Source organism: Bacillus tuaregi, assembly GCF_900104575.1.
Lineage (GTDB): Bacteria > Bacillota > Bacilli > Bacillales > Cytobacillaceae > Bacillus_BD > Bacillus_BD tuaregi.
Genome location: NZ_LT629730.1, coordinates 330,995 through 350,161, shown reverse-complemented (window position 1 = coordinate 350,161; position 19,167 = coordinate 330,995). Strand labels below are relative to the sequence as shown.

Sequence of the window (19,167 nt, the reverse complement as noted above, 5' to 3'; positions counted from 1 at the left end):
TTGTTACTCACCTGTGAACGATTTATTTTCGCCGAGGCCATCCACATGAATGACGATGTTCGTGAAAAAATCATCCTTCAATCCAAATGCGGCATCCGTAAAGGGATGTTTGATTTCTCAAAGGAATATATACCTACCTTTCGAACCTCACCATCGCATTTTCTCCAATATCCCGAAGCTATGATTGTGATTCACAATACATGATTACGCTTTCATTATTCTAAAAATTATCTTCAAAAACCCAATATTATACAAAAAAAGTGTGATTAGACAATTTTAACCAGATGGGCTAAATTTATTGATGTGGGGAATATATTGGGGAATATTCTAGTAAGGGGAGGATTTTTGTAATGATTCGTTATAAAAAATTAGGCTATGCTGTTTTATGTGTAACAGACCTAGAAAAATCAACTGATTTCTACACAAATATTGTGGGTATGCAGTTTGTTGAGCGTATTGGTGAAACCGTTTTCCTTCGTTCAAGCTATGACCACCACAATTTAATTCTTGAACAAGCACCTGAAGCTGGCTTAAAACGTGTTGCGTTTGAGCTTGAAAAAGCATCACAATTTGATGATGTCTTCAACTATTTACAGGAAAAAGGCTTAAATCCAAGAGAATTAAGTGCCAAGGAAGCACAGGAACTAGCGCAAGGAAGAACACTGCGCTTTAAGGATCCAAATCTTGGCGTAACCTATGAAATGTATGTGGAAATGATGCAAATGGGACTTCCTTATCAGCCGCCAAACGGACTTGAAATTGAGTGCCTACTGCACGTTGTATATGAAACAAATATGTTTGATGAAGTCTATGACTTCCTTGTGAATACATTGAATATGGCTGTATCTGATATCCAGGGACGCGAAATGGCTTGGGCATGGTTACGTGTATGGCCAAACCCTTACCACCATTCATTCGCCATCACGAAAGGTCCAGAGAATAAATTAAACCATATTGCTTATAAAGTGAAAACGATTGATGATATCGGTAAGCAGGTGAACGTCTTAAAGAATAACGATGTAGAAATTCTGATGGGACCTGGCCGTCATCATCCATCAGGAAGTGTCTTCCTTTATTATGCGGATCCAGATGGTATTACGCTTGAGTACAGCCAAGGGATGGAAGAGTTCCCTGAAGAAAATCCACGTGAGCCACGCCGCTTAGAGCCAAGCTTAGCAACCCTTGACGAGTGGGGCGGACAACCAGCTGAAGGCTTTGGTAAACACGGTAAAATTATCGTCGATGATGAGGAAGTTGTACCTCTATAATATAGATAGGAATGAAGAGAATCCTTTTAAAATTAGGGTTCTCTTTTTTGCTAGAATCGGATTTAATTTGAGATTCTTTCCTCTATTTCTGCAATTGGTTGAACGATTTATTACTGAAATGGCCTCTGTTCCGCTTAAAAAAGTAGTGGTTGTATAAAAATAATGCGTCTTTTGATGGATATCCGCGGTTTTAGAGCATATATCCGCGGATGGCGGCCACTTATCCGCGGATTCTAATAGGTTATCCGCGCTTTTTAACAACATATCCGCATTTTACCATATTTTTCCAAAATTTAACGGTTTTACAGAAGAAAAAAATCCCCTAATATCTTCACTCGGAAAATAATAGGGGTTATCTTAACAAACATGGTCTTTCGTTAAACATAAAGTAATTCTCCCTCTCTATCATGTGCGTCCTTGAGCTCTGCTTCCCGCCACAAGCTAGCGTCTGGGAGGATATCCTCCATGAAGTTGCGCAACTCCTCCACAGGTTTCTCCGTCAATACAGCTTTTTCCTCCGTCATCCCATTACAAATTTCATAAATTTCGTCGAAATGAGTGAATGACATCATCGGCACCTTCTTCCTTTTTTTGAGGGTTTTGACTAAAATACCTCCCTCTTGCTATTATTATAAGCTCGAAAAGTGACATTCATCACTCTTAATTTTGTCAATATTTCGAATAATAATAGCAAGCATATTTGATTCTACCTTAGTGACTCCACTTTTTTACTGAGCGTCAAGCTCTTTTCGACTTTTCTACGCGAAGCAAAGCTATGTAGCACCATACCCAGGATCACCATCAGCATACCAGCCCATGATAACGGTGATGGGACAGCTGCAGATAATAAGAAGAGCTCACCAAGTAAAGCGAACAGGACGGCGACGGATTGAGTGGCTTCTACTGCAGCCAATTTTGTCATTTGCCCTCTCACAAGGTCTGTTGCCCGGAAGAACAGGACCGTTGCAATCACGCCGGCAAACAGAGCAACCATACCAGATTGAATTGTTTGTGAAGAACTTGGTACACCTTCTGTAAAAAGGCCGAAAACCGCAAGCAGCAGCCAAAAGGGGAGGCTGGCAATCGTCATGCCGAGCACTCGCTCAAATGTATGGAGCTTACCACCGCTCACCTCCATCATTTTCCGATTTCCAAGCGGATAGGCGACAGCCGAGATGAGCATCGGCAGGGCCCCTAATAATAATTCTTTAAGGGTTATTTCCTTGGCATGCTCCATTTGCATAAGGATAATTCCTGCTAGGATTACCAGTGAAAAGCCTAGGCCCCGTAACGGAATCTTCCCGCGAACTTTCTTCGTACCATTCGCTGTCTCGACATTCTCGTAGAAAAGCGGTGCGAGAAGCGATCCGAATACAATCGTGATTTGAAAGGTGGCCGCCACCAGCCAGCCTGGTGCATAGGCGGCTGAAAAACACATGGGGGCATAAAATAAGCCAAAGCCAACAAAGCTCCACCACAGCCATTTCAGCGGCGCTTCTCTCATAACGGCTAGCAAATGACGGAGCTGCTTTCTCCCCAGGACAATAATCAACAGGAACAAGACTGTCCAAAAGTAGCGGAGAGACGCACTCCAAATCCAGCTCCCTCCCGAAATTTCCATCGAGCGATTTAATACAAATGTAAAAGCAAAAAAGAATGCACCGCAAATGCCAAATACTATCGGTCGCAAAATATACCTCCTTCATGTATGTAAAACGTAACCAATGCTGCCACTAACGGCAAAAAACTTCATAGGTTATCACTATTGTAATAAAATTATCTAAAGATTTGCAATATTTATTTAAAAACTTCCGAGCATTATTTTCTAAAACAGACTCTCCCAATCGAAAAAGCAGCCGCTCATAAATCCATCAAAACCGCACAAACTAGTCATTGAGGTGATTAATATGACAAACAAAGAAAGGTTTCCAGAGGGAGCCAAAAACACAAAGGACAATCAAATATTTGCCCCTGATGGCAGCTCCCAACAGGTGAAAGGCAAATCCCATTCAGCAAAAGGCTCTAACCGTGGTTATAGACAAAAATGAGGTGTTTTTGAACATTTAGTGAATAAACACTCAAAGCATTATAATCTTTATTTATTCGTCAAAACTATGCTTGGAGGTGATAATCATGAAACCAGAAGAACCATTATATGAAGATGGAGGTTTAATGGAGGACCCAATTCTTGCTCCTAATGAAAGCAATCCTTCAGCTAAAGAAAGCTCGGAATCAGGGTTCAAACTGTGGTGGGATGGATGGGATTGAATGAATGAGTATCGTTACTCAAAGAGCTGACACGATTAGTTTGTTCTATCTATTGGCAGTTTCACTGACAGCTCCAAAAACAGGGACAGTTATTATAAAATAAACTGTCTCTGTTTTTCATATTACTGAACTCACCTTGTATTTAAAGGCATTCCGTATAATATCGGCCCGGCTGATCGTACCAACAAGTACTCCGTTTTTCACAACAGGAATTCTATGAATATTCTTTTCAGCGAGAAATGCAGCGATATCTCCAACCTCCACCTCTGCGGAAATTTTATAAACCTTTTTCTGGGCAATCTCCATCACATTTAAGTCCAATAATTGTTTTGCTCTTGCTTCGAGATTGTCTGTATCTCCTTTCATAATCTGCGGGAAAAATAAAGTCCCAAACACGATGTCCTTTTGTCTCCCGATATAACGCAGGATATCTCCATCACTTATGTAGGCAACGATTTCATTTTTGTCATTGACAATCGGGAGACCACTCAGACCATACTCCATTATTTTTTCAATAGCTAAACCGACACTGTGCTCTTTCTTTACTTTAATGACCTGTTTATTCATGATATCAAGCGCCTTCATTCGACCCCTCCGAATTCTTCATTTATCAACCCATTAACAGATCCAGCCAACAGCCAATCGATTCTCTATCTTTTACACTATACCTATACTAAAATGTTGTATTATAACAGAAATATATCCTAATTTTCAAAAGATTACAATTATTAAGCTTGTACATCGAGAGCATATTACCATTAAAGATGCGCAACCTATTGAATGGGCATATAAGTTCCAAATAATATTTCTGGAGGCTTATTCATGACACAGGATAATCAGCAGAATAAAACCGAGCAGCAGTTAAAAAATGCGCAGATGGAGGTACAGAAGGCTCATTTAGAATTACAGATGGAGGAAAATGAATTATTAAAGGCTATGCAGGAGGAGGAAATAGAGCTTCAGCAGCTAAAACAAGCGCAGCAGAAGGTAAAACAAGAACAAGTCGATGTCCAGAAGGCACAGGAGAAATTGCAGCAGGCACAAGAATCGGTCATGACCTATCAAAATTTACAGTAAAAATTTAATCAAAAAAAAGTTCTTTTGCTTCTATTATATCTCGGTTGGAAGCAAAAGAACCTGTCATCTATTATTGTTCCTCTAGCATTTTGATTTTTTCTTCGATGTATTGCTTTTCCAGTACTCCTAATTGGAGGGAAAGGTTTATATAAGAGGAGCTATTTGCACCGCTTTGATTATAGAGTTCCCCTAGGCTATTTCTAAGTTTAATGATTCTTTGTAGTTGTACATAGTCGCTTTGAATATGTTGTTCAGTGACTGCCATCATCATACACCTCTTCATAATAGAAATTTTGGAATGAATGACATATTGAACCCGAAATACTCTTATTATGATTGAAACAAAACATTTCTATTAATCATAAGAGCGGATCATCGTAATTCCAATAAAAGCGTAACACAGTCACTGTTACCATGAGAATACATTATGAAATAGTAAAACAATTTACAAAAATTACACTATATATCAATATAACATTTTAGTCAAACCCATATTTCACAATATGAAAAGATTAGTACAGGTTCCACAGACTCCTTTTCTCTCATTTACACTTCTCAATCAAAAGATACTTTTTTATAATAATGACTCTATATAAAGTAAAAATTTTCAGAAAAGAGAGCAACTTTTTCACTAGTATCTAGTATTCAAAATAAAGTAAGGTGGAATTCAATACGAATTCCACCCATTATTGGTATATTACCATGTCATGTATTTATTTAGCTAAATGTCATTATGCTTTATTATTGTACGCCCTTTTCATTTAAGAATGGACTATATTGTTGGTCGATATTTGGAATATGTGAATATAACCAATCACGAACAAATGCAGTTGTTTCTTCTGTGATTTCAGCTTCTCCTGCATTGAATTTATCTTGAAGCTCTACACAGGTTTGAACTAAATTGTCATGCGCTTTTTTGTGTGCCTCATAATCCGGGTAACCGTTAGCCTGCATTAATTCCTCTTCAGTAGCAAAGTGTTTCACAACATAGTTAATCAAATTGCTTAGTTTTTCACCAATCACTGCTCTATCCCCCGATAGTGATTCGTGCAAAGCATTTGTTAGTTCGAATAGCTCTTGATGCTGACCATCAACCTCGTTAATTTTTACGCTGTAATTCTCGCTCCAAGTCATTAGTGACATTTGTTATAACCTCCCCGTTTTTTGTAACAATTTGTCAACAAAGTCATAATACCATAATTTAAAGCGCTTACAATTCAAAATCAATAGAAAATATTGAACGTTTTGTGAAAATATGGAAACTAGCTCTGAGTACCCAGTTCCGATGTAATAAAATAGCAAGGAAACGCTTCAGCTACCTCCTTCTTTCGTTGGAAGTGGGATAGCCTCCGGCGGATGTCTCGGATTTTTAAAGGTAGTTTACCCGAGCGAGCTCAGGTAATCCGGTCGCAAATTCGACGGGCGAATTTGATTTCTACACTCTAAAGCTTTATTCTGTTCTATACATAATAGAACAAATTTGTTATAATAAATATAGAACAGATAGGGGGGGTGTTTCTTGATGATTATTCGTATTGAGCCTGAGTCTGATATTCCGATTTATACGCAACTGTCCAACCAAATTATCGAGGGGATTGCCAGAGGAAGTCTTCGGCCAGGGGACTCACTGCCATCTGTAAGAGCGTTAGCTGCTGATCTAGGCGTCAATATGCATACGGTTAGTAAAAGCTATCATCAATTAGAGAAAAAGGGCATCATACAAATCGTGCCAAAATCTGGTGCCATCATCCGCTCTCAAGATGAAGTAAAACAAAACGGACCTTATGAAGAGCCGTTTATCAATTCATGTATGCCCGTCATTGCGGAAGCTTTAGTTGTGGGAATGACTAGAGAGCACATCGAAGCACTTGTTGCCACTGTCCTCAATGATCTTGAGGGAAAAACACCATCATGATTATGCCACTCACCTATTACCCTTGAATGGAGGAATAAATATGGCCTTTGTTGTCTTTTTCATTTTGATACTCTTTTTAGCCATTATGGAATCCGCTATTCCTTTTTTAGTGAAAAGGACCGTTGTTTTCGGCGTCTCTGTCCCAGAGAGATTTGTCGAAGATGCTATTCTTGCTCGCTATAAAAAAACGTATTCTATCATTGTTGCTACTGTTTCAATTGCGGCACTAGCGTTATTCTATTATTGGTACCACATGTACAGTCCTATGGAAGATAAAATGGTGCTATACGGAATGATCCTGATGTTCAGTATCCTAATTTTAAGCTTTGCCCTCTACTTTTTTTACCATGGGAAAACAGCACAGCGGAAAAAAGCGGAGCAATGGGGAGAAAACGCGAAGCAGCTGAGAGCAGCTGATTTATCTGCAAGAGCTGAGGATGAAATGCTCCCTTGGTATATCTTTCTGTTGCCAATGCTTATAACCGTCGCTGTCCTAATCTATACCATTATCAAATATCCGCTTCTACCTGCTCAAATACCGACACACTGGGGAATAAGTGGAAAGCCTGATGCTTTTACCGAAAAAACACCTGTCTCTGCCATTCAAATGCCTCTCATTCTATTAGTCATGCAGGCAATGATGATGGCAACGGTGGTATCGCAAAAGCGTTCAGGAATTAAAGTAAGTGCCACTAATACAGCAGGAACACGAACTCGGCAGCTTACGTTAAGAAAATATACAAGCTGGTTCATGTTTTTAATGACTTTGCTCTTAACTATTCTCTTTTCCTTTTTCCAGCTTTCAACCATTCATACGGACTTAGCTGGAGATGCGATAAGCTTTGCCCTGCCAATGATTTTTATGCTACTTGTTCTGGTTGGAACGCTTATTTTTGCCCTTAAGGTGGGCAGATCAGGCAAGCAAATTACCGCTGATTCTACAGAAAGCATGGAAGATTATGATGATGATCAATATTGGAAGGGTGGTCTCTTCTATTTCAACAAAAGTGACCCCTCCATCTTCGTGGAAAAAAGATTTGGCGTTGGCTGGACCTTGAATTTTGCAAATCCGATTGGATATTTCATTATTTTTGTACCAATTACTATCATTTTACTCCTTAGTTTCTTATAAATATTGGCAAGTTCCAAAAGCAGAGTGGCGAACTATCGCTGCTCTGCTTTTAATGGACTTGTTTTATAAACTCTTACCTCTAAATAATTGGAAATTCCGTCGCCATCTGTGTCAGGATTATAGGGGTCGGTCCCGATTTTGTCTTTCCTCGCAATCTGTCAGGCCATCACCATCTGAATCAGGACAAGCTTTATCAGAAGCATCAGAATGGTTGTCAAAAAGCTTCTTAATCGGCAGTGAAAAATCCAGCTTAATGACACTTTCAAGAACAGAGTTTAAGTCTAGATCCTCTGTTAGAGTAACAATCGCCTTATTTAGTACTGAAAGTGTACCCCAGGCAAAGCTTTGTGTAAATACCTGTATGTGTTCAACAGGCTCGCTTCCAACTGTGAACTCCTTCTCAAACACAGCAATTTCCTGATTATTGACAATCACAGACTGAACCATTTTGACGGCTGTCCCAGCCGCATCTTTTATCATTTCTACTCCATTCACAGCCTTTGCTAGAATACTGGCGCTTTCTCTACTTTTATCCATCGTGTTAGCTGCTGCTTCAACCATTTGTTCTTGTTTGATGACCGCATTGCCTGTGGTTTCAGATGTATGCTTTTGGGAGGTCGTTATGACTGTATTCTGGACAGCTTTATTCAGATTCTTATCTTGATTGATTATTCCACTCTGTTTTGTATCCATTACAGTTTCTGTTATTTGTTCCATATAATCGGTTTGACTTTCTGTTATAAAGAATTGCTCTTGGTTCGTATTAAGTGATGTTTCCTGGCTCTGCTTATCCCTTTTCGTCACTTTAACGGATTGATTATAGTTTACCGTTAAATCCTGTTCCTGCTCAGCCTTCACATGATTTGCTTCTAAAACCTTCTGCTTTTGTTCGGCTATGATTTCGATGATCTGCTCCTGCTCATAGGAGCTACCTACACGCTCTCTTACATGGGATTTTGCTTCAGGATTAACCTTGTTTTCTTCATCTGTTCCTGCTGCCGCTTCATTATTATCTCCGTTTGATGATTCGGCTTCTGTACTTGTGTTTGTTTCTGATTGTGATTTATCTTCTGTACCTTCGATTGTTTCTGTTTGGGGTTCGTCTGCAGCATCTTTTATCGTTTCTGTTTGCCCATCACCATCAATCGTATCAGTTATATCTTCTATAGCGTATCCCAATATTGCTTCATCCATTTCTGCCTGATTTTCGGCTTCAACCGCTCCGTGATCCGTTTCCTTCTGCTCTTCTGCCAGGGTCGTCTGTTCCTGAGATTTCTCAACCGTTACCGCTTGGTTTTGTTCGATCTCTTCTGCCGTACCTCCTGTTTCAACACTCTGTTCTTGCTGAACATCCACTTCCAACTCTTGACTTTCTTCAACCTTTTCATTAGCAGATAGTCCTGCTCGACCCGCAGCATCCGCCAATAAGGATGTAGGTCCAAATAAAAGGATTTGAAGCATCAAAAGGGTCACAACTATTCGCTTTATCACAGTTCCAATTTCTCCTTTTCCATTTATGGGCTGCCTCCATATTTTAATTGAAATTGATTTTTCCACGTGTAGTATACGATTCAACAGACAAGATAAGAAAATCGAAAATTCTGTTATTTTTCTATTCAAAAAAGCTATTTTCTCGTTTTATGAAGAGCATTCTCCTATTCTCTCAATCGCCCCGTTTTAACAATGATTTACATAGTCTTAGAGGCAATTTTACAAAACTAACAGATTTTTAACTTGATTTGATCGTTGAGCTAGAAGGAAGACCTCTATCGAAATGTCTCGAATTTGTGACGGATATGTCACTATTTCGCCTTTTTCCAGTACTTACCACCATATCCTATCTGATGTATAATAGGGGCATGGTAAGATAATCTTTATTCAAGGGGTTGGTAATATGGATATTCAAAAAGAAGATCTTCATTTACTTGTGGACCTTGTAGACGATAAAGATACAAGACTCGTCTATGACCTTATTAGAGCAGTTATCGATCAAAATGACAGAGAAATGCTAGAAATTTATCACACTACACCATCACCCGACTTAGAAGAAAAGATTTACAGACCGGCTAACCACGATTTCAACAGTGATGATCTCATCGATTGGGAGGATTCATGCTTAAATATGGTGTGAAGCAGGATAAGTGATCCTGCTTCTTTTTTTGCGGTTTTATAAATAGTACTTAACCTCTTCTATTCCATGAACAATATGCCTAGCTTTCGCAAGATCCTGGTTACCAGAGTCAGGATTCTGATAGCCAATGGTTTTCATGCCGGCTTTATTGGCTGCTTCGATTCCTGCTTTGGAATCCTCTAGAACGAGACAGCTGCTTGCTGGAACCTTTAGTCTGGCTGCGGCTTCAAGATAGATGTCAGGAGCTGGTTTCCCCCGCTTGACCTCCTCCGCACTGACGATACAGTCAAAAAGAGAAGCGAGTTGAAATTTGTCCAGCACAGTTTGAATTAGAACCTTGGGGGATGATGAGGCTAATGCAATTCGATAATCTAGGCTTTTTAATTCCTGCAATAAGTCTGGAATTCCCTTTATCGGTTGAAGGTCACTTTCCTTAAAACAGATAATCTTCTGTTCCTCCATTTCCCTTATGATATCAGGTAAATCCAGTTCAAGATTGTTCTCCTTTATGATTAATGCCCATACCGCATCGGCTGGCATCCCCACATACTTTTCCATATCCTTCTCCGTTAACGGAATATTGTTTTGACAAGCAAATTCTAGTTCCACTTGATTATGTAAAGGTTCACTATTAATAATGACGCCATCCATATCAAAAATAAACGCTTTTTCCATTCCAACACCTCATTACCGTGTAGTACAGCCTTTATTATATCAGTAAACCTTCTTACTCAAAAACAAGCCGAGAATCCTTGTAAGAACCCTCGGCATGAATAATTTGTCTCTAAGACCCTATTAACTTGGAAAAACCAGAACCTCCCCCTGCTGTTTTTTCAAGCTTTCATATTTCAAACTAAATTCCTCTGGAAACAAAGGCGGACTGAAGAGATAGCCCTGGAGTTGCTGGCATTGGCTGCTTTGCAGGAACTCCTTTTGGATGTCTGTTTCGACGCCTTCTGCAATGACATTTAGATTCAAGTTGTTGGCCAGCGCAATAATTGTTGAGACAACCGCTGTATCGGCCTTTTCTGGATTATGGACAATATCACGAACAAAGGATTGGTCGATTTTCAGACGGTCGACAGGCAGATGCTTTAAATAAGATAATGAGGAATAGCCCGTTCCAAAGTCATCAATCGAAATCTGAACACCAACTTCCTTTAATTCCTTAAGCTTTCTCATCGCATAGTCCGCATTCATCATCATGCTTTCGGTAATCTCTAAATCTAGGTATTCAGGAGCAAGCTCTGTTTCTGCGAGGACCCCCTTTACCATTTCAACTAAATCATCCTGGTAAAATTGTCTAATGGATAGATTAACGCCAATGGCAAGCGGCGGAAAGCCTTCATCATGCCACACTTTCATTTGCTGACAAGCGGTTCGAAGCACCCATTCCCCGATTGGTACAATGAGTCCAGTATCCTCAGCTATCGGGATGAACTTTCCCGGTGAAATCCAGCCCTGTGTCGGATGCTGCCAGCGTATCAACGCCTCCAGCCCAATGATGTCTCCACTTTGAATATCCACCTGTGGCTGATAAACGAGACTGAGCTCCTTATTCTCCAGCGCATGGAATAAATCATTTTCAAAAATAAGCCGCTCCATCGCCCTGCCTTCCATTGACGTACGATAAAATTGATAAGCGCTATTCTGCTGCTTTGCCTCTATTAACGCCACATTCGCATGCTTAAATAACAAGTCACAGTTCATCCCGTGATCAGGATAGATCGACACACCAATTTTAATAGATACATTCAATAATAGATTCTGGGCATCCAGCGGCTCCTTTAACGTATCTTGAATGTGCTGAATCAAATGAATAACTTCATCCTCTTCTGCAATCGAGGTTAGTATGAGACCATATTGGTCACCCGTCATCCTTCCTAAAATCATGTTCTCAGACATCACCTGCTGCAAACGTTCCGTAACCCCCTGTAAAATGGAATCACCAAAGGAATGCCCCAGTGCTTCATTAATATTTTTAAATCGGTCAATATCCAGCTCAAGAACAGCCGTTTTCGTATCCGGCTTACTCAGAATGATGTCAGATAATGCATCCTTTAAAAAACGAAAGTTCGGTAGCTGCGTTAATTCATCATAAAAGGCCATATGATGAATTAATCTCTGATCCTTTTCCTGCTGTGTGATATCACGGAAAACCATGATATTTCCGTTTACTTTCCCATCCTCCAAGAGCGGCGTAATTACATAGCCCGTAGGAAAAGTGGTGCCATCCTTTCGGGTGAAGACATCCCTTTCTACTCGACAGGACTTGCTATCGGTAAAGGAGCAAACCCCCAGGCTGTGCTCTTCGTTTTGCTGAATCAACGAATAAATATTTTTACCCTGCACTTCATCCTTTGTCCATTGAAGAAGCTGCTGAGCTTCCAGATTAATAAATGTTACATGCCCACTCGTATCTGTTACAATTAATCCTTCTCCCATATGCGAAGTAATCGTTTCGAGAAACTGTTTATTTTGCTTCAGCCTTTCCTCTGATTCCTTTTGCTTTTGGAAAGGCTCCTCAACAGATGTATGATAGACGGCTCTTTGCATGAAGTACATCCCTGCTATTTGGAATAGGTGACCGATAAAATTATTGATATCATAAACACTTTTATAGGTGGTAAAAAAATAATCCGATGTCATGAAGTACAGCGAAGCCATAATCAGCATAAGATTAAAAAACTCTTGGGAGCGAGATCGGACGATGACGAAATAAATAATAAAAACCTCTAGTATCATGCCGGCATATTGGAGATTATTTTTAATGGAAGTCGTACCGATACCTTCCCGAACTAGCTCTGGCAGTAATGGGGTGGGATAAAACACAATCACGATCCAGGTTAGGGCGTAAAAGAATGAAATACCATAGGCGAGAAACCGCTTACTTGAACAAACAAGCCTGTCCTTTGATGTTACAATCGCCAACAGTCCGACTACCTCTGTCAAACGGGCTGCCATAAAGAACCATGTTGCTTTATAGGCTGAGCTTTCTGAGAGAAAAAACGGCATCCCTTTAAAGGTGATGGCATGGGCAATTTCAATTAAACCTACCGAAAAAAACATCGCCCCAATCCAAAGACGATAATTGGACAAAACATGGGGAAAAGCCATCCAAGACTGAATCGCAATCGTAAACGAAATCGTAATAATGAAAAATTCCATTATCAAATGGATGGTTAAATAGTTATTCTCTCCAAATATGCCGTAAAAGGGCTCTCTAAACCATAGTGCAACCATCAAAAACACGGCAGATGCCAGGATAATAAATCTTGTATCTTTAGAAGACTGAAAAATATACTTTATATTCCTCATATAATCTCCTCTCTTTTCGAAGCAAACACTGATTCCTCCAGAATCCCATTTGCTTTTTACAAAATACAATTTCTATTTTTTGGGATTCACAAGAATATAACAATTAGTTAAATAGTCCTTATATTTAATTCTATCGATAGGCCTTAATACCTTCTTAGAAATTTGACCATTTTGTGAATAAACTATAGAAATATAATATTCATGACGTTAATACACGGAAATGTCCCCAGCACCTATACTAATTGCAACAAAAAAAGCATAAGTGAATGACTTATGCTTCTTCGAATTCGGCTTCCCATTTTTGTTGTTTTTTAAGCTTTCGTTTATAGACGATTTTTGATAGATTCACGCTGATTTCATATAGGAATAATAATGGAACTGCAACTAAGAAGTCGGACATGACGTCCGGTGGTGATATCACTACCGCAACGACAATCAGTAGGAAATATGCATATTTCCTAATCTTTTGCAGGACATATGGATTAATGATTCCCAAGGAGGTTAGAAACATCAGTACGACCGGTAATTCAAATAGAATACCAAACGGAATGGTCGTGGTCATGATAAAACGGAAATATTTTTCCGCCGTAAAGTTGGTTACCATCATGTCTCCACCAAGTTCTATTAAAAAGCTCATAATGGTTGGAAAAATAATGAAGTATCCAAAGCACAGCCCGATAATAAATAAAAAGAACAGAGCTGGAATATAGGATAAGGATACCTTCACTTCATTTGGCTTGAGGGCAGGCTTGATAAATGCCCATAATTGATAAGCCAATACTGGAATCGTCCCTGCTATGGCCACCACTGTAGCAATCATAAAATAAATCCATAGAATATCACTTGGTCCGAGTACAATTAGTTTGACATCCAAATCGCTCGTCATCCATGCATAGACGTCCTCGACATAGATAAACCCAACTATGAATAGTATAATAAATGCCGCAACGATTTTTATCAGCCTTGACCTTAGTTCATCAAGATGGTCTATTAAATTTAACTCTTTTTCTTCCATAGTACATCCCCGTTAATTAGTTTATTTGCAAAACTGGAACACTCCACAGCTAAGCCTAGTCATTCCACTTAGTCGTTTGAAAAAGGTGTAAGTTCCCTTACACCCTGTTTTAAGCTTATTTAGTTGCTTCGACCTTTTTGGTCTCATCCATGTCATCACTTGTTAGTTCACGTGCAGATTTCTTAAATTCGCCTAATGTTTGTCCAACCGCACGGCCAAGTTCAGGCAGCTTCTTTGGGCCAAATATGATAAGTGCCAATACGATGATGAGAATTAATCCTGGTACGCCAATATTTGCTAGCATTGCGTGCATCTCCTCATTTATCTTTTAATCTCAAAAACTATTATAATACACCCATTTCAAAATAGCGAAATGAACATGAAGACTTAATGAAAACTTCACAGTTTGTTAACAAAAAATTAGCACCGTATTCCCCATTTACGAGATTTACATATATTATACCGAAACAAGAGACCCGACGTCCCCCATCATATTTTCAATCATTCTTGGAATACTAAGGAAAAAATAATGAATAGTGGGGTTTGTATGAAAAAAGCTGTGGTTTTATTATTAGGAATACTATTTCTAGCACCAACACAGGCTTATGCTGAAAAAGCCATTCCGATTCTTGTCTATCATTCGATTGATGAGTATCAGGGAACAGGGCAGAAGGAGCTATATGTTACACCGAACCATTTTGAGGAGCAAATCAGGTATTTACGCGACCATGGCTACACGCTATTAACCTTTGAGCGTTGGAAGGATCGAAAAACTGTAGACAAACCGATCTTTATTACCTTTGATGACGGGTATAAAAACAATTTGAAGGCCTTTGAGATTTTTTTAAGGCTGCGAACCGAGGAATTTAAACCAACCGGTACTATCTTTGTTATCTCCGACTTCATTGGGGGAGTTGGTCGCTTAACATCAGCAGAGTTAAAAATGCTAGCAGAAACAGGTCTGTTCTCGATTCAATCTCACACAGCCACACATCCGGATTTGACTAAGAGAGAAAAGATGGAATATGAGCTGCAGGACTCAAAGAAAAAGATTGAAAGAATCACCGGCAAGCCTGTCATTGCCCTTTCGTACCCTTACGGCAACTTTAATTCCAGGGTAGTCGAGGAAACCAAGAAATACTATCAATACGGACTCACAACAACACCGGGTCCCTATAAAGAACAGAATATCAAAAATGAGCGATATCTCCTGCCGCGAACCTATGTTAAAAACTCAACAACGATTGAAGACTTTGCCAAACTTGTAGAATAATCCTTTAATCTATATCAAAAGAGAATAGGAATCTTGCGAGAGGATAATCTGTAACTTTTTACCATAGTAAAAATCAGCTTGTTAATCCTTCCTATTAATGTTATATTAATCAAGCGATGAGCTAATTTGCATAAGTCAATGGACATTCGCTATGCGAACGGATGAATGTGGTCATCTGGTCCATTGCCGCAATACGCAGGAAAGACGTCTGTCTATGACAGGCGTCTTTTGCATTTACAGTATTGCTAGCACAAGAATCTTCCCCATGCTTCCTTCCTTTTTATTTTTCTGCTGCATTGGTTCCAGCAATTCTACCAAAGGTTAAGCTCATTTGGATGGAGGTTCCGCTAGCAGGATACTCTCTATAGAAGAAGTCTCCGTTTGCTACTTCCCCTGCTGCGTATAGGTTTGGAATTGGTTGTCCCTCTTTGTCTAATACATGTGTATCTGCATCGATTTTAACGCCAGTCATGGTACCGATTGTTGCCGAGACAACTTTAACGGCATAGAATTTTGCGTTTTCAATTTTGGTTTGCTTGGACATATCCTTGCCAAATAAAGTATCCTGACCGCTTTCTACCATAGAATTGTATTCTGTTACAGTTGCAGCGAATACATCCTTATCAAGACCAGCCTGGCTCGCTAAATCCTCAAGAGAATCAGACACAAAGGCTTCTCCTCTTTCAACTGCTTTGTCTAATAGCTCGTTGTATGTTGTGCCATCAAAGATTAAATACGCACTTTTATCTGTTTGCTGTGATAAGGCCGTATGAATGATTGGATAATCAGTTGCTTCATTCACAAAACGCTTGCCCTCTTTATTGACTAATAAATAGGGGCTCCACATAATCATACTCACTTCAGATTCAAAGTTTGGCTCCCCTTCAACGCCTCTTATACCAATGACGCCACCGTTACCTACTATCTCAGCTCCTACTTCCCCAGCCATAAGCAAGCCATCACCAGTATTTCCCATTCCTACATAGTTAGTATTATCTTTGCCCATAAGGTCAGGGTTGTATTTCTTCATTAAATCTTCGTTTCTATCAAAACCACCAGTCGCTAATACAACGGATTTTGCATTAAAGGTAATTTCATTATCGTCCTTATCCACTGCTTTCACACCAGTAATTTGACCATCATCACTTTGAATCAATTCTTTTGCTGTTGTTTCTAATAAAATTTCCACGTTTTTGCTTTCAGCATAGGCCTTTAATGGAGCAATAATTCCATTACCGCCGTCAGTCGTTGAATGTGCTCTTAATACAGGACTAATCCCAGCTGGAGATAGATTTGGCAGTTCAACACCAACATCATTCACAAGCCAATTGATAGTGTCGCCTGATTTTTCCGCAACGGTTCTTAACAGTACTTCGTCAGCATGTCCTTCTGAGCGTTCCATCCAATAGTTTACAAGATTTTCCACTGAGTCCTCTACACCTGCTTTTTCTTGAAGCTCGGAGCCGGTTGCATAAATAATACCGCCGGAAATCAGCGTACTTCCACCAACAAACGGCATTTTCTCTAGTACAACCACCTTGGAGCCTGCTTCAGAGGCTTCAATGGCTGCAGATAGTCCTGCCGCCCCTCCGCCAATGACTACAACATCATAATCCTTGACTGTTTCAGTAGCGGTTTCTTTAGTAGCGTCATCGCCACTAGATGTTTCTTCACCGGAATCCTTGCTAGAGCAGCCGGAGAAGAAGGCTAGAATCATAATCATACTAAGAAATAAACTAATAAATTTAGCCTTTTTTCCAGATAACATCACGTTACCTCCTAGAATTATTTATTCCGCCTTACTTAAAGCATCATTTACAGCTGTAATGATCGTGTTGGATGTTGAGGTTGCACCTGTGACCGTATCAACTTCTGTACTTTGCTGCTCCACAATCGATTGAGGTACCTGTTCAATTGCACCATCAGAGACTCCTGGTGATTCTGCATGTTCCACAATATCAACCTTTGAGATTTTCCCCTCTTCGATGGAAACGTTTACAACTAAGTCACCATGCATCCCTTCAGCTCTTCCCTCATAGTCACCGTCAGCCCACTCACTGCCACCTCCGCCGCAGCCAAAAAGAACGATAGCTGTTCCAACGATTGCTGCAGCTGTCATGAATTTCTTTTTCATGTTTTCTCTCCTTTTGTGAAAATAATCACAAATTTATTTCGCCTTAATTCTTTATAGTGAAGTTAAAGCAATTCATCATGTGAGTAGATTCACATTTTATTAAATGCCTATCTCGCGTTTTGAACTCTCTATGATATACCAATTCTATCCATAACGCTCAATGTAAATATAATTCTCAATAATAGAAACGTCAACGGAATTCACGCACTATTCATAAAAACGTCAACCTGAGTGACAATAGTAGACTCCCGTCAATTTTTGCTCACACAGATAAAATTCGCCCGTCGAATTTGCGTCCGGATTACCTGCATCGCTCGGGTAAACTACCTTTAAAAAATCGCAAGACTCGCCGGAGGCTTAACTTCATTCAGCCGGGGTTTGAACCCCCACTGAATCGGTAATCACGAAACATTCTTATTTTGTAATAACTTCGCCATAATGATATGACTAAATTCTTACAAAATGACTGGTCTATAGTGAGATGAGTTTTTGTTTGTTAAGATGAAATTAGGAAAATATTGTAAATATAGTAATAAAAAAATGGAGCTGAGAATTATGAAAAAGAGGAGTGGTGTATTAAAGTACTTGCTGTATATTTTTGTGTTACTGCTGATAGCTGGCTGCGGCCAAGCTATCGAAAGTAATGCTGGGGAAACGGGCATTTTTCATCCTGGAACCTACAAGGAAAAAACAGAAGGCTACAAAGGACCGATTAAGGTTTCGGTTACAGTGGATGAAAATACGATTAAAGAGGTAAACATTATCGAACATCGTGAAACGGAGGCCATAACGGATGATGCACTCGAGCAAATTCCTCATGCTATTGTCGAAAGGCAATCCATTTCGGTTGATACGGTTGCAGGTGCCACATATACAAGCAGAGCCATTATCGGTGCTGTCAAAGAAGCACTATTAGCTGCTGGGGCTAGCCTCGACGATATCACGAAAAGTGTCGACAACGAATACTAGTCAAGCTGTGGATGAAAAGTGTAAAACATCCATCAACGGGTTTTTTCGAAGCATAGGCTGTGTTAGTCAGTCCTCCTCGATAGACTTCTCTACCTTTCGTCTACCTCTTCCCCGCTGATGGTCAGTCGCAAATAACCTGATAGATCTGTATCAAATTCGCCCGGATTTTTATCGAGCCAAATCGTTAATAGAGCTGATTCTTCTAGTAAGACTACCTACTTTTTATTTACCTGTCGTCCACTTTTTTTCTGGCTTTGCGAACCAGAGTTTCCTATTTGAAATTCATTACCTAGTTCAAGATCGTTTCGATTATCCTGTCTCTCTTTTTGTGCTCTTGTTTGATTATTGTTTTGGACACCTTGCTTTGACATTTGTCTTCATCTCCTTTTGAAATCGTAACGATTATAGTATGTACAAGCACTCAGGAGAATATTTTCTTTTGTCAAAATGTTAACTGTTACAATAATCACCCAGAAAAAAATCGATAGATGTAGTTTCTATTATTCAATGAAGCGATAGAAACAGCCATGAGCCATTTTCCAAGCACCAATCAAGCTCATCACTTCACATTTTAGCAATATCATTTTGTCATGTTGGTGAAATCCTTTGAAAGGATATTGTCTTCCTGCTTCCAAATCCAGTAAGATAAAGGTGCTTTGATAATGTG

General features: G+C 39.6%; 23 protein-coding genes and 1 pseudogene. 10 read left to right on the top strand and 14 right to left on the bottom strand.

Annotated elements, in window-relative coordinates; translation table 11 throughout:
• Nucleotides 1–12: 12 nt before the first annotated feature.
• Nucleotides 13–132, top strand: a pseudogene (locus BQ5321_RS23925) (aldo/keto reductase); the annotation flags it as partial.
• 218 nt (nucleotides 133–350) lie between these two features.
• Nucleotides 351–1,268, top strand: a complete 918-nt coding sequence (locus BQ5321_RS02285; RefSeq protein WP_071393002.1) for a VOC family protein — start codon at nucleotides 351–353, stop codon at nucleotides 1,266–1,268.
• Between the two features lie 377 nt (nucleotides 1,269–1,645).
• Here BQ5321_RS02285 and BQ5321_RS02280 read toward each other — a convergent pair whose 3' ends face one another.
• On the bottom strand, nucleotides 1,646–1,840 hold the full coding sequence (locus BQ5321_RS02280) for a hypothetical protein (RefSeq protein WP_139187747.1): 195 nt from the start codon (nucleotides 1,838–1,840) through the stop codon (nucleotides 1,646–1,648).
• Between the two features lie 134 nt (nucleotides 1,841–1,974).
• Entirely contained in the window at nucleotides 1,975–2,958 is a 984-nt protein-coding gene (locus BQ5321_RS02275; RefSeq protein WP_071393000.1) for a DMT family transporter, read from the bottom strand.
• A 217-nt stretch (nucleotides 2,959–3,175) separates the two neighbouring features.
• On the opposite strand from BQ5321_RS02275, the gene BQ5321_RS24340 reads away from it, so the two are divergent.
• Together BQ5321_RS24340 and BQ5321_RS24785 are read left to right on the top strand one after the other, a co-directional pair.
• Nucleotides 3,176–3,316, top strand: coding sequence for a hypothetical protein (locus BQ5321_RS24340; RefSeq protein WP_187143711.1), 141 nt, complete (start codon nucleotides 3,176–3,178; stop codon nucleotides 3,314–3,316).
• 85 nt (nucleotides 3,317–3,401) lie between these two features.
• Nucleotides 3,402–3,536 carry a hypothetical protein gene (locus tag BQ5321_RS24785; protein ID WP_261798731.1) on the top strand — a complete coding sequence of 45 codons (135 nt, stop codon included), beginning with the start codon at nucleotides 3,402–3,404 and terminating at the stop codon, nucleotides 3,534–3,536.
• A 117-nt stretch (nucleotides 3,537–3,653) separates the two neighbouring features.
• Here the strand turns inward: BQ5321_RS24785 and BQ5321_RS02270 are convergent, their stop codons facing one another.
• On the bottom strand, nucleotides 3,654–4,121 hold the full coding sequence (locus tag BQ5321_RS02270) for a CBS domain-containing protein (protein WP_071392999.1): 468 nt from the start codon (nucleotides 4,119–4,121) through the stop codon (nucleotides 3,654–3,656).
• Between the two features lie 237 nt (nucleotides 4,122–4,358).
• Here BQ5321_RS02270 and BQ5321_RS02265 point away from each other — a divergent pair, with 237 nt between their 5' ends.
• On the top strand, nucleotides 4,359–4,613 hold the full coding sequence (locus tag BQ5321_RS02265) for a hypothetical protein (protein WP_071392998.1): 255 nt from the start codon (nucleotides 4,359–4,361) through the stop codon (nucleotides 4,611–4,613).
• A gap of 70 nt (nucleotides 4,614–4,683) precedes the next feature.
• Here the strand turns inward: BQ5321_RS02265 and BQ5321_RS02260 are convergent, their stop codons facing one another.
• Nucleotides 4,684–4,884, bottom strand: coding sequence for a hypothetical protein (locus BQ5321_RS02260; RefSeq protein ID WP_139187746.1), 201 nt, complete (start codon nucleotides 4,882–4,884; stop codon nucleotides 4,684–4,686).
• Nucleotides 4,885–5,354: 470 nt separating this feature from the next.
• Complete coding sequence (locus tag BQ5321_RS02255) at nucleotides 5,355–5,756, bottom strand: bacteriohemerythrin (protein ID WP_071392996.1); 402 nt, start codon at nucleotides 5,754–5,756, stop codon at nucleotides 5,355–5,357.
• 379 nt (nucleotides 5,757–6,135) lie between these two features.
• On the opposite strand from BQ5321_RS02255, the gene BQ5321_RS02250 reads away from it, so the two are divergent.
• On the top strand, nucleotides 6,136–6,528 hold the full coding sequence (locus BQ5321_RS02250; RefSeq protein ID WP_071393041.1) for a GntR family transcriptional regulator: 393 nt from the start codon (nucleotides 6,136–6,138) through the stop codon (nucleotides 6,526–6,528).
• A 40-nt stretch (nucleotides 6,529–6,568) separates the two neighbouring features.
• Entirely contained in the window at nucleotides 6,569–7,660 is a 1,092-nt protein-coding gene (locus BQ5321_RS02245) for a DUF1648 domain-containing protein (protein WP_071392995.1), read from the top strand.
• Between the two features lie 32 nt (nucleotides 7,661–7,692).
• Here BQ5321_RS02245 and BQ5321_RS25050 read toward each other — a convergent pair whose 3' ends face one another.
• Both BQ5321_RS25050 and BQ5321_RS02240 read right to left on the bottom strand, forming a co-directional pair.
• A complete protein-coding gene (locus tag BQ5321_RS25050) occupies nucleotides 7,693–7,797 on the bottom strand; it encodes a hypothetical protein (protein WP_390622130.1) in 105 nt (34 codons plus the stop codon).
• Nucleotides 7,778–9,151, bottom strand: coding sequence for a hypothetical protein (locus BQ5321_RS02240; RefSeq protein WP_071392994.1), 1,374 nt, complete (start codon nucleotides 9,149–9,151; stop codon nucleotides 7,778–7,780). The genes BQ5321_RS25050 and BQ5321_RS02240 overlap by 20 nt, the downstream gene beginning before the upstream one ends.
• Nucleotides 9,152–9,554: 403 nt before the next feature.
• Between BQ5321_RS02240 and BQ5321_RS02235 the strand changes: the two genes are divergently transcribed.
• A complete protein-coding gene (locus tag BQ5321_RS02235; RefSeq protein ID WP_071392993.1) occupies nucleotides 9,555–9,791 on the top strand; it encodes a hypothetical protein in 237 nt (78 codons plus the stop codon).
• A gap of 36 nt (nucleotides 9,792–9,827) precedes the next feature.
• Here the strand turns inward: BQ5321_RS02235 and BQ5321_RS02230 are convergent, their stop codons facing one another.
• From BQ5321_RS02230 to BQ5321_RS02215, 4 genes are all read right to left on the bottom strand, one after another.
• The gene (locus BQ5321_RS02230; RefSeq protein WP_071392992.1) at nucleotides 9,828–10,466 is read right to left on the bottom strand and encodes an HAD family hydrolase; all 639 of its coding nucleotides are present in this window, start codon (nucleotides 10,464–10,466) and stop codon (nucleotides 9,828–9,830) included.
• A gap of 120 nt (nucleotides 10,467–10,586) precedes the next feature.
• Nucleotides 10,587–13,109, bottom strand: coding sequence for a bifunctional diguanylate cyclase/phosphodiesterase (locus tag BQ5321_RS02225; protein ID WP_071392991.1), 2,523 nt, complete (start codon nucleotides 13,107–13,109; stop codon nucleotides 10,587–10,589).
• 271 nt (nucleotides 13,110–13,380) lie between these two features.
• Complete coding sequence (tatC, locus tag BQ5321_RS02220; RefSeq protein WP_071392990.1) at nucleotides 13,381–14,124, bottom strand: twin-arginine translocase subunit TatC; 744 nt, start codon at nucleotides 14,122–14,124, stop codon at nucleotides 13,381–13,383.
• Nucleotides 14,125–14,239: 115 nt separating this feature from the next.
• On the bottom strand, nucleotides 14,240–14,428 hold the full coding sequence (locus BQ5321_RS02215) for a twin-arginine translocase TatA/TatE family subunit (RefSeq protein ID WP_071392989.1): 189 nt from the start codon (nucleotides 14,426–14,428) through the stop codon (nucleotides 14,240–14,242).
• A 243-nt stretch (nucleotides 14,429–14,671) separates the two neighbouring features.
• On the opposite strand from BQ5321_RS02215, the gene BQ5321_RS02210 reads away from it, so the two are divergent.
• Complete coding sequence (locus tag BQ5321_RS02210; protein ID WP_071392988.1) at nucleotides 14,672–15,397, top strand: polysaccharide deacetylase family protein; 726 nt, start codon at nucleotides 14,672–14,674, stop codon at nucleotides 15,395–15,397.
• A gap of 280 nt (nucleotides 15,398–15,677) precedes the next feature.
• Here BQ5321_RS02210 and BQ5321_RS02205 read toward each other — a convergent pair whose 3' ends face one another.
• Entirely contained in the window at nucleotides 15,678–17,165 is a 1,488-nt protein-coding gene (locus tag BQ5321_RS02205) for an FAD-dependent oxidoreductase (RefSeq protein ID WP_071392987.1), read from the bottom strand.
• 21 nt (nucleotides 17,166–17,186) lie between these two features.
• Nucleotides 17,187–17,531, bottom strand: a complete 345-nt coding sequence (locus BQ5321_RS02200) for an FMN-binding protein (RefSeq protein WP_071392986.1) — start codon at nucleotides 17,529–17,531, stop codon at nucleotides 17,187–17,189.
• A 555-nt stretch (nucleotides 17,532–18,086) separates the two neighbouring features.
• Between BQ5321_RS02200 and BQ5321_RS02195 the strand changes: the two genes are divergently transcribed.
• A complete protein-coding gene (locus tag BQ5321_RS02195; RefSeq protein ID WP_159433397.1) occupies nucleotides 18,087–18,500 on the top strand; it encodes an FMN-binding protein in 414 nt (137 codons plus the stop codon).
• A gap of 215 nt (nucleotides 18,501–18,715) precedes the next feature.
• Here the strand turns inward: BQ5321_RS02195 and BQ5321_RS24335 are convergent, their stop codons facing one another.
• The gene (locus tag BQ5321_RS24335) at nucleotides 18,716–18,871 is read right to left on the bottom strand and encodes a hypothetical protein (protein ID WP_187143710.1); all 156 of its coding nucleotides are present in this window, start codon (nucleotides 18,869–18,871) and stop codon (nucleotides 18,716–18,718) included.
• Between the last annotated feature and the right edge of the window lie 296 nt (nucleotides 18,872–19,167).

Excerpts from the sequence above, each read along its gene's own strand:
- BQ5321_RS02255 (WP_071392996.1), bottom strand. The coding sequence starts at position 5,756 with ATGTCACTAATGACTTGGAGCGAGAATTACAGCGTAAAAATTAACGAG.
- BQ5321_RS02280 (WP_139187747.1), bottom strand. The coding sequence starts at position 1,840 with ATGATGTCATTCACTCATTTCGACGAAATTTATGAAATTTGTAATGGG.
- BQ5321_RS02195 (WP_159433397.1), top strand. The coding sequence starts at position 18,087 with ATGAAAAAGAGGAGTGGTGTATTAAAGTACTTGCTGTATATTTTTGTG.
- BQ5321_RS02265 (WP_071392998.1), top strand. The coding sequence starts at position 4,359 with ATGACACAGGATAATCAGCAGAATAAAACCGAGCAGCAGTTAAAAAAT.
- BQ5321_RS02250 (WP_071393041.1), top strand. The coding sequence starts at position 6,136 with ATGATTATTCGTATTGAGCCTGAGTCTGATATTCCGATTTATACGCAA.
- BQ5321_RS02230 (WP_071392992.1), bottom strand. The coding sequence starts at position 10,466 with ATGGAAAAAGCGTTTATTTTTGATATGGATGGCGTCATTATTAATAGT.
- BQ5321_RS02205 (WP_071392987.1), bottom strand. The coding sequence starts at position 17,165 with ATGTTATCTGGAAAAAAGGCTAAATTTATTAGTTTATTTCTTAGTATG.
- BQ5321_RS02215 (WP_071392989.1), bottom strand. The coding sequence starts at position 14,428 with ATGCTAGCAAATATTGGCGTACCAGGATTAATTCTCATCATCGTATTG.
- BQ5321_RS24785 (WP_261798731.1), top strand. The coding sequence starts at position 3,402 with ATGAAACCAGAAGAACCATTATATGAAGATGGAGGTTTAATGGAGGAC.
- BQ5321_RS24335 (WP_187143710.1), bottom strand. The coding sequence starts at position 18,871 with ATGTCAAAGCAAGGTGTCCAAAACAATAATCAAACAAGAGCACAAAAA.
- tatC (WP_071392990.1), bottom strand. The coding sequence starts at position 14,124 with ATGGAAGAAAAAGAGTTAAATTTAATAGACCATCTTGATGAACTAAGG.
- BQ5321_RS02245 (WP_071392995.1), top strand. The coding sequence starts at position 6,569 with ATGGCCTTTGTTGTCTTTTTCATTTTGATACTCTTTTTAGCCATTATG.
- BQ5321_RS02200 (WP_071392986.1), bottom strand. The coding sequence starts at position 17,531 with ATGAAAAAGAAATTCATGACAGCTGCAGCAATCGTTGGAACAGCTATC.
- BQ5321_RS02235 (WP_071392993.1), top strand. The coding sequence starts at position 9,555 with ATGGATATTCAAAAAGAAGATCTTCATTTACTTGTGGACCTTGTAGAC.
- BQ5321_RS02285 (WP_071393002.1), top strand. The coding sequence starts at position 351 with ATGATTCGTTATAAAAAATTAGGCTATGCTGTTTTATGTGTAACAGAC.
- BQ5321_RS02260 (WP_139187746.1), bottom strand. The coding sequence starts at position 4,884 with ATGATGATGGCAGTCACTGAACAACATATTCAAAGCGACTATGTACAA.
- BQ5321_RS02270 (WP_071392999.1), bottom strand. The coding sequence starts at position 4,121 with ATGAAGGCGCTTGATATCATGAATAAACAGGTCATTAAAGTAAAGAAA.
- BQ5321_RS24340 (WP_187143711.1), top strand. The coding sequence starts at position 3,176 with ATGACAAACAAAGAAAGGTTTCCAGAGGGAGCCAAAAACACAAAGGAC.
- BQ5321_RS02225 (WP_071392991.1), bottom strand. The coding sequence starts at position 13,109 with ATGAGGAATATAAAGTATATTTTTCAGTCTTCTAAAGATACAAGATTT.
- BQ5321_RS02210 (WP_071392988.1), top strand. The coding sequence starts at position 14,672 with ATGAAAAAAGCTGTGGTTTTATTATTAGGAATACTATTTCTAGCACCA.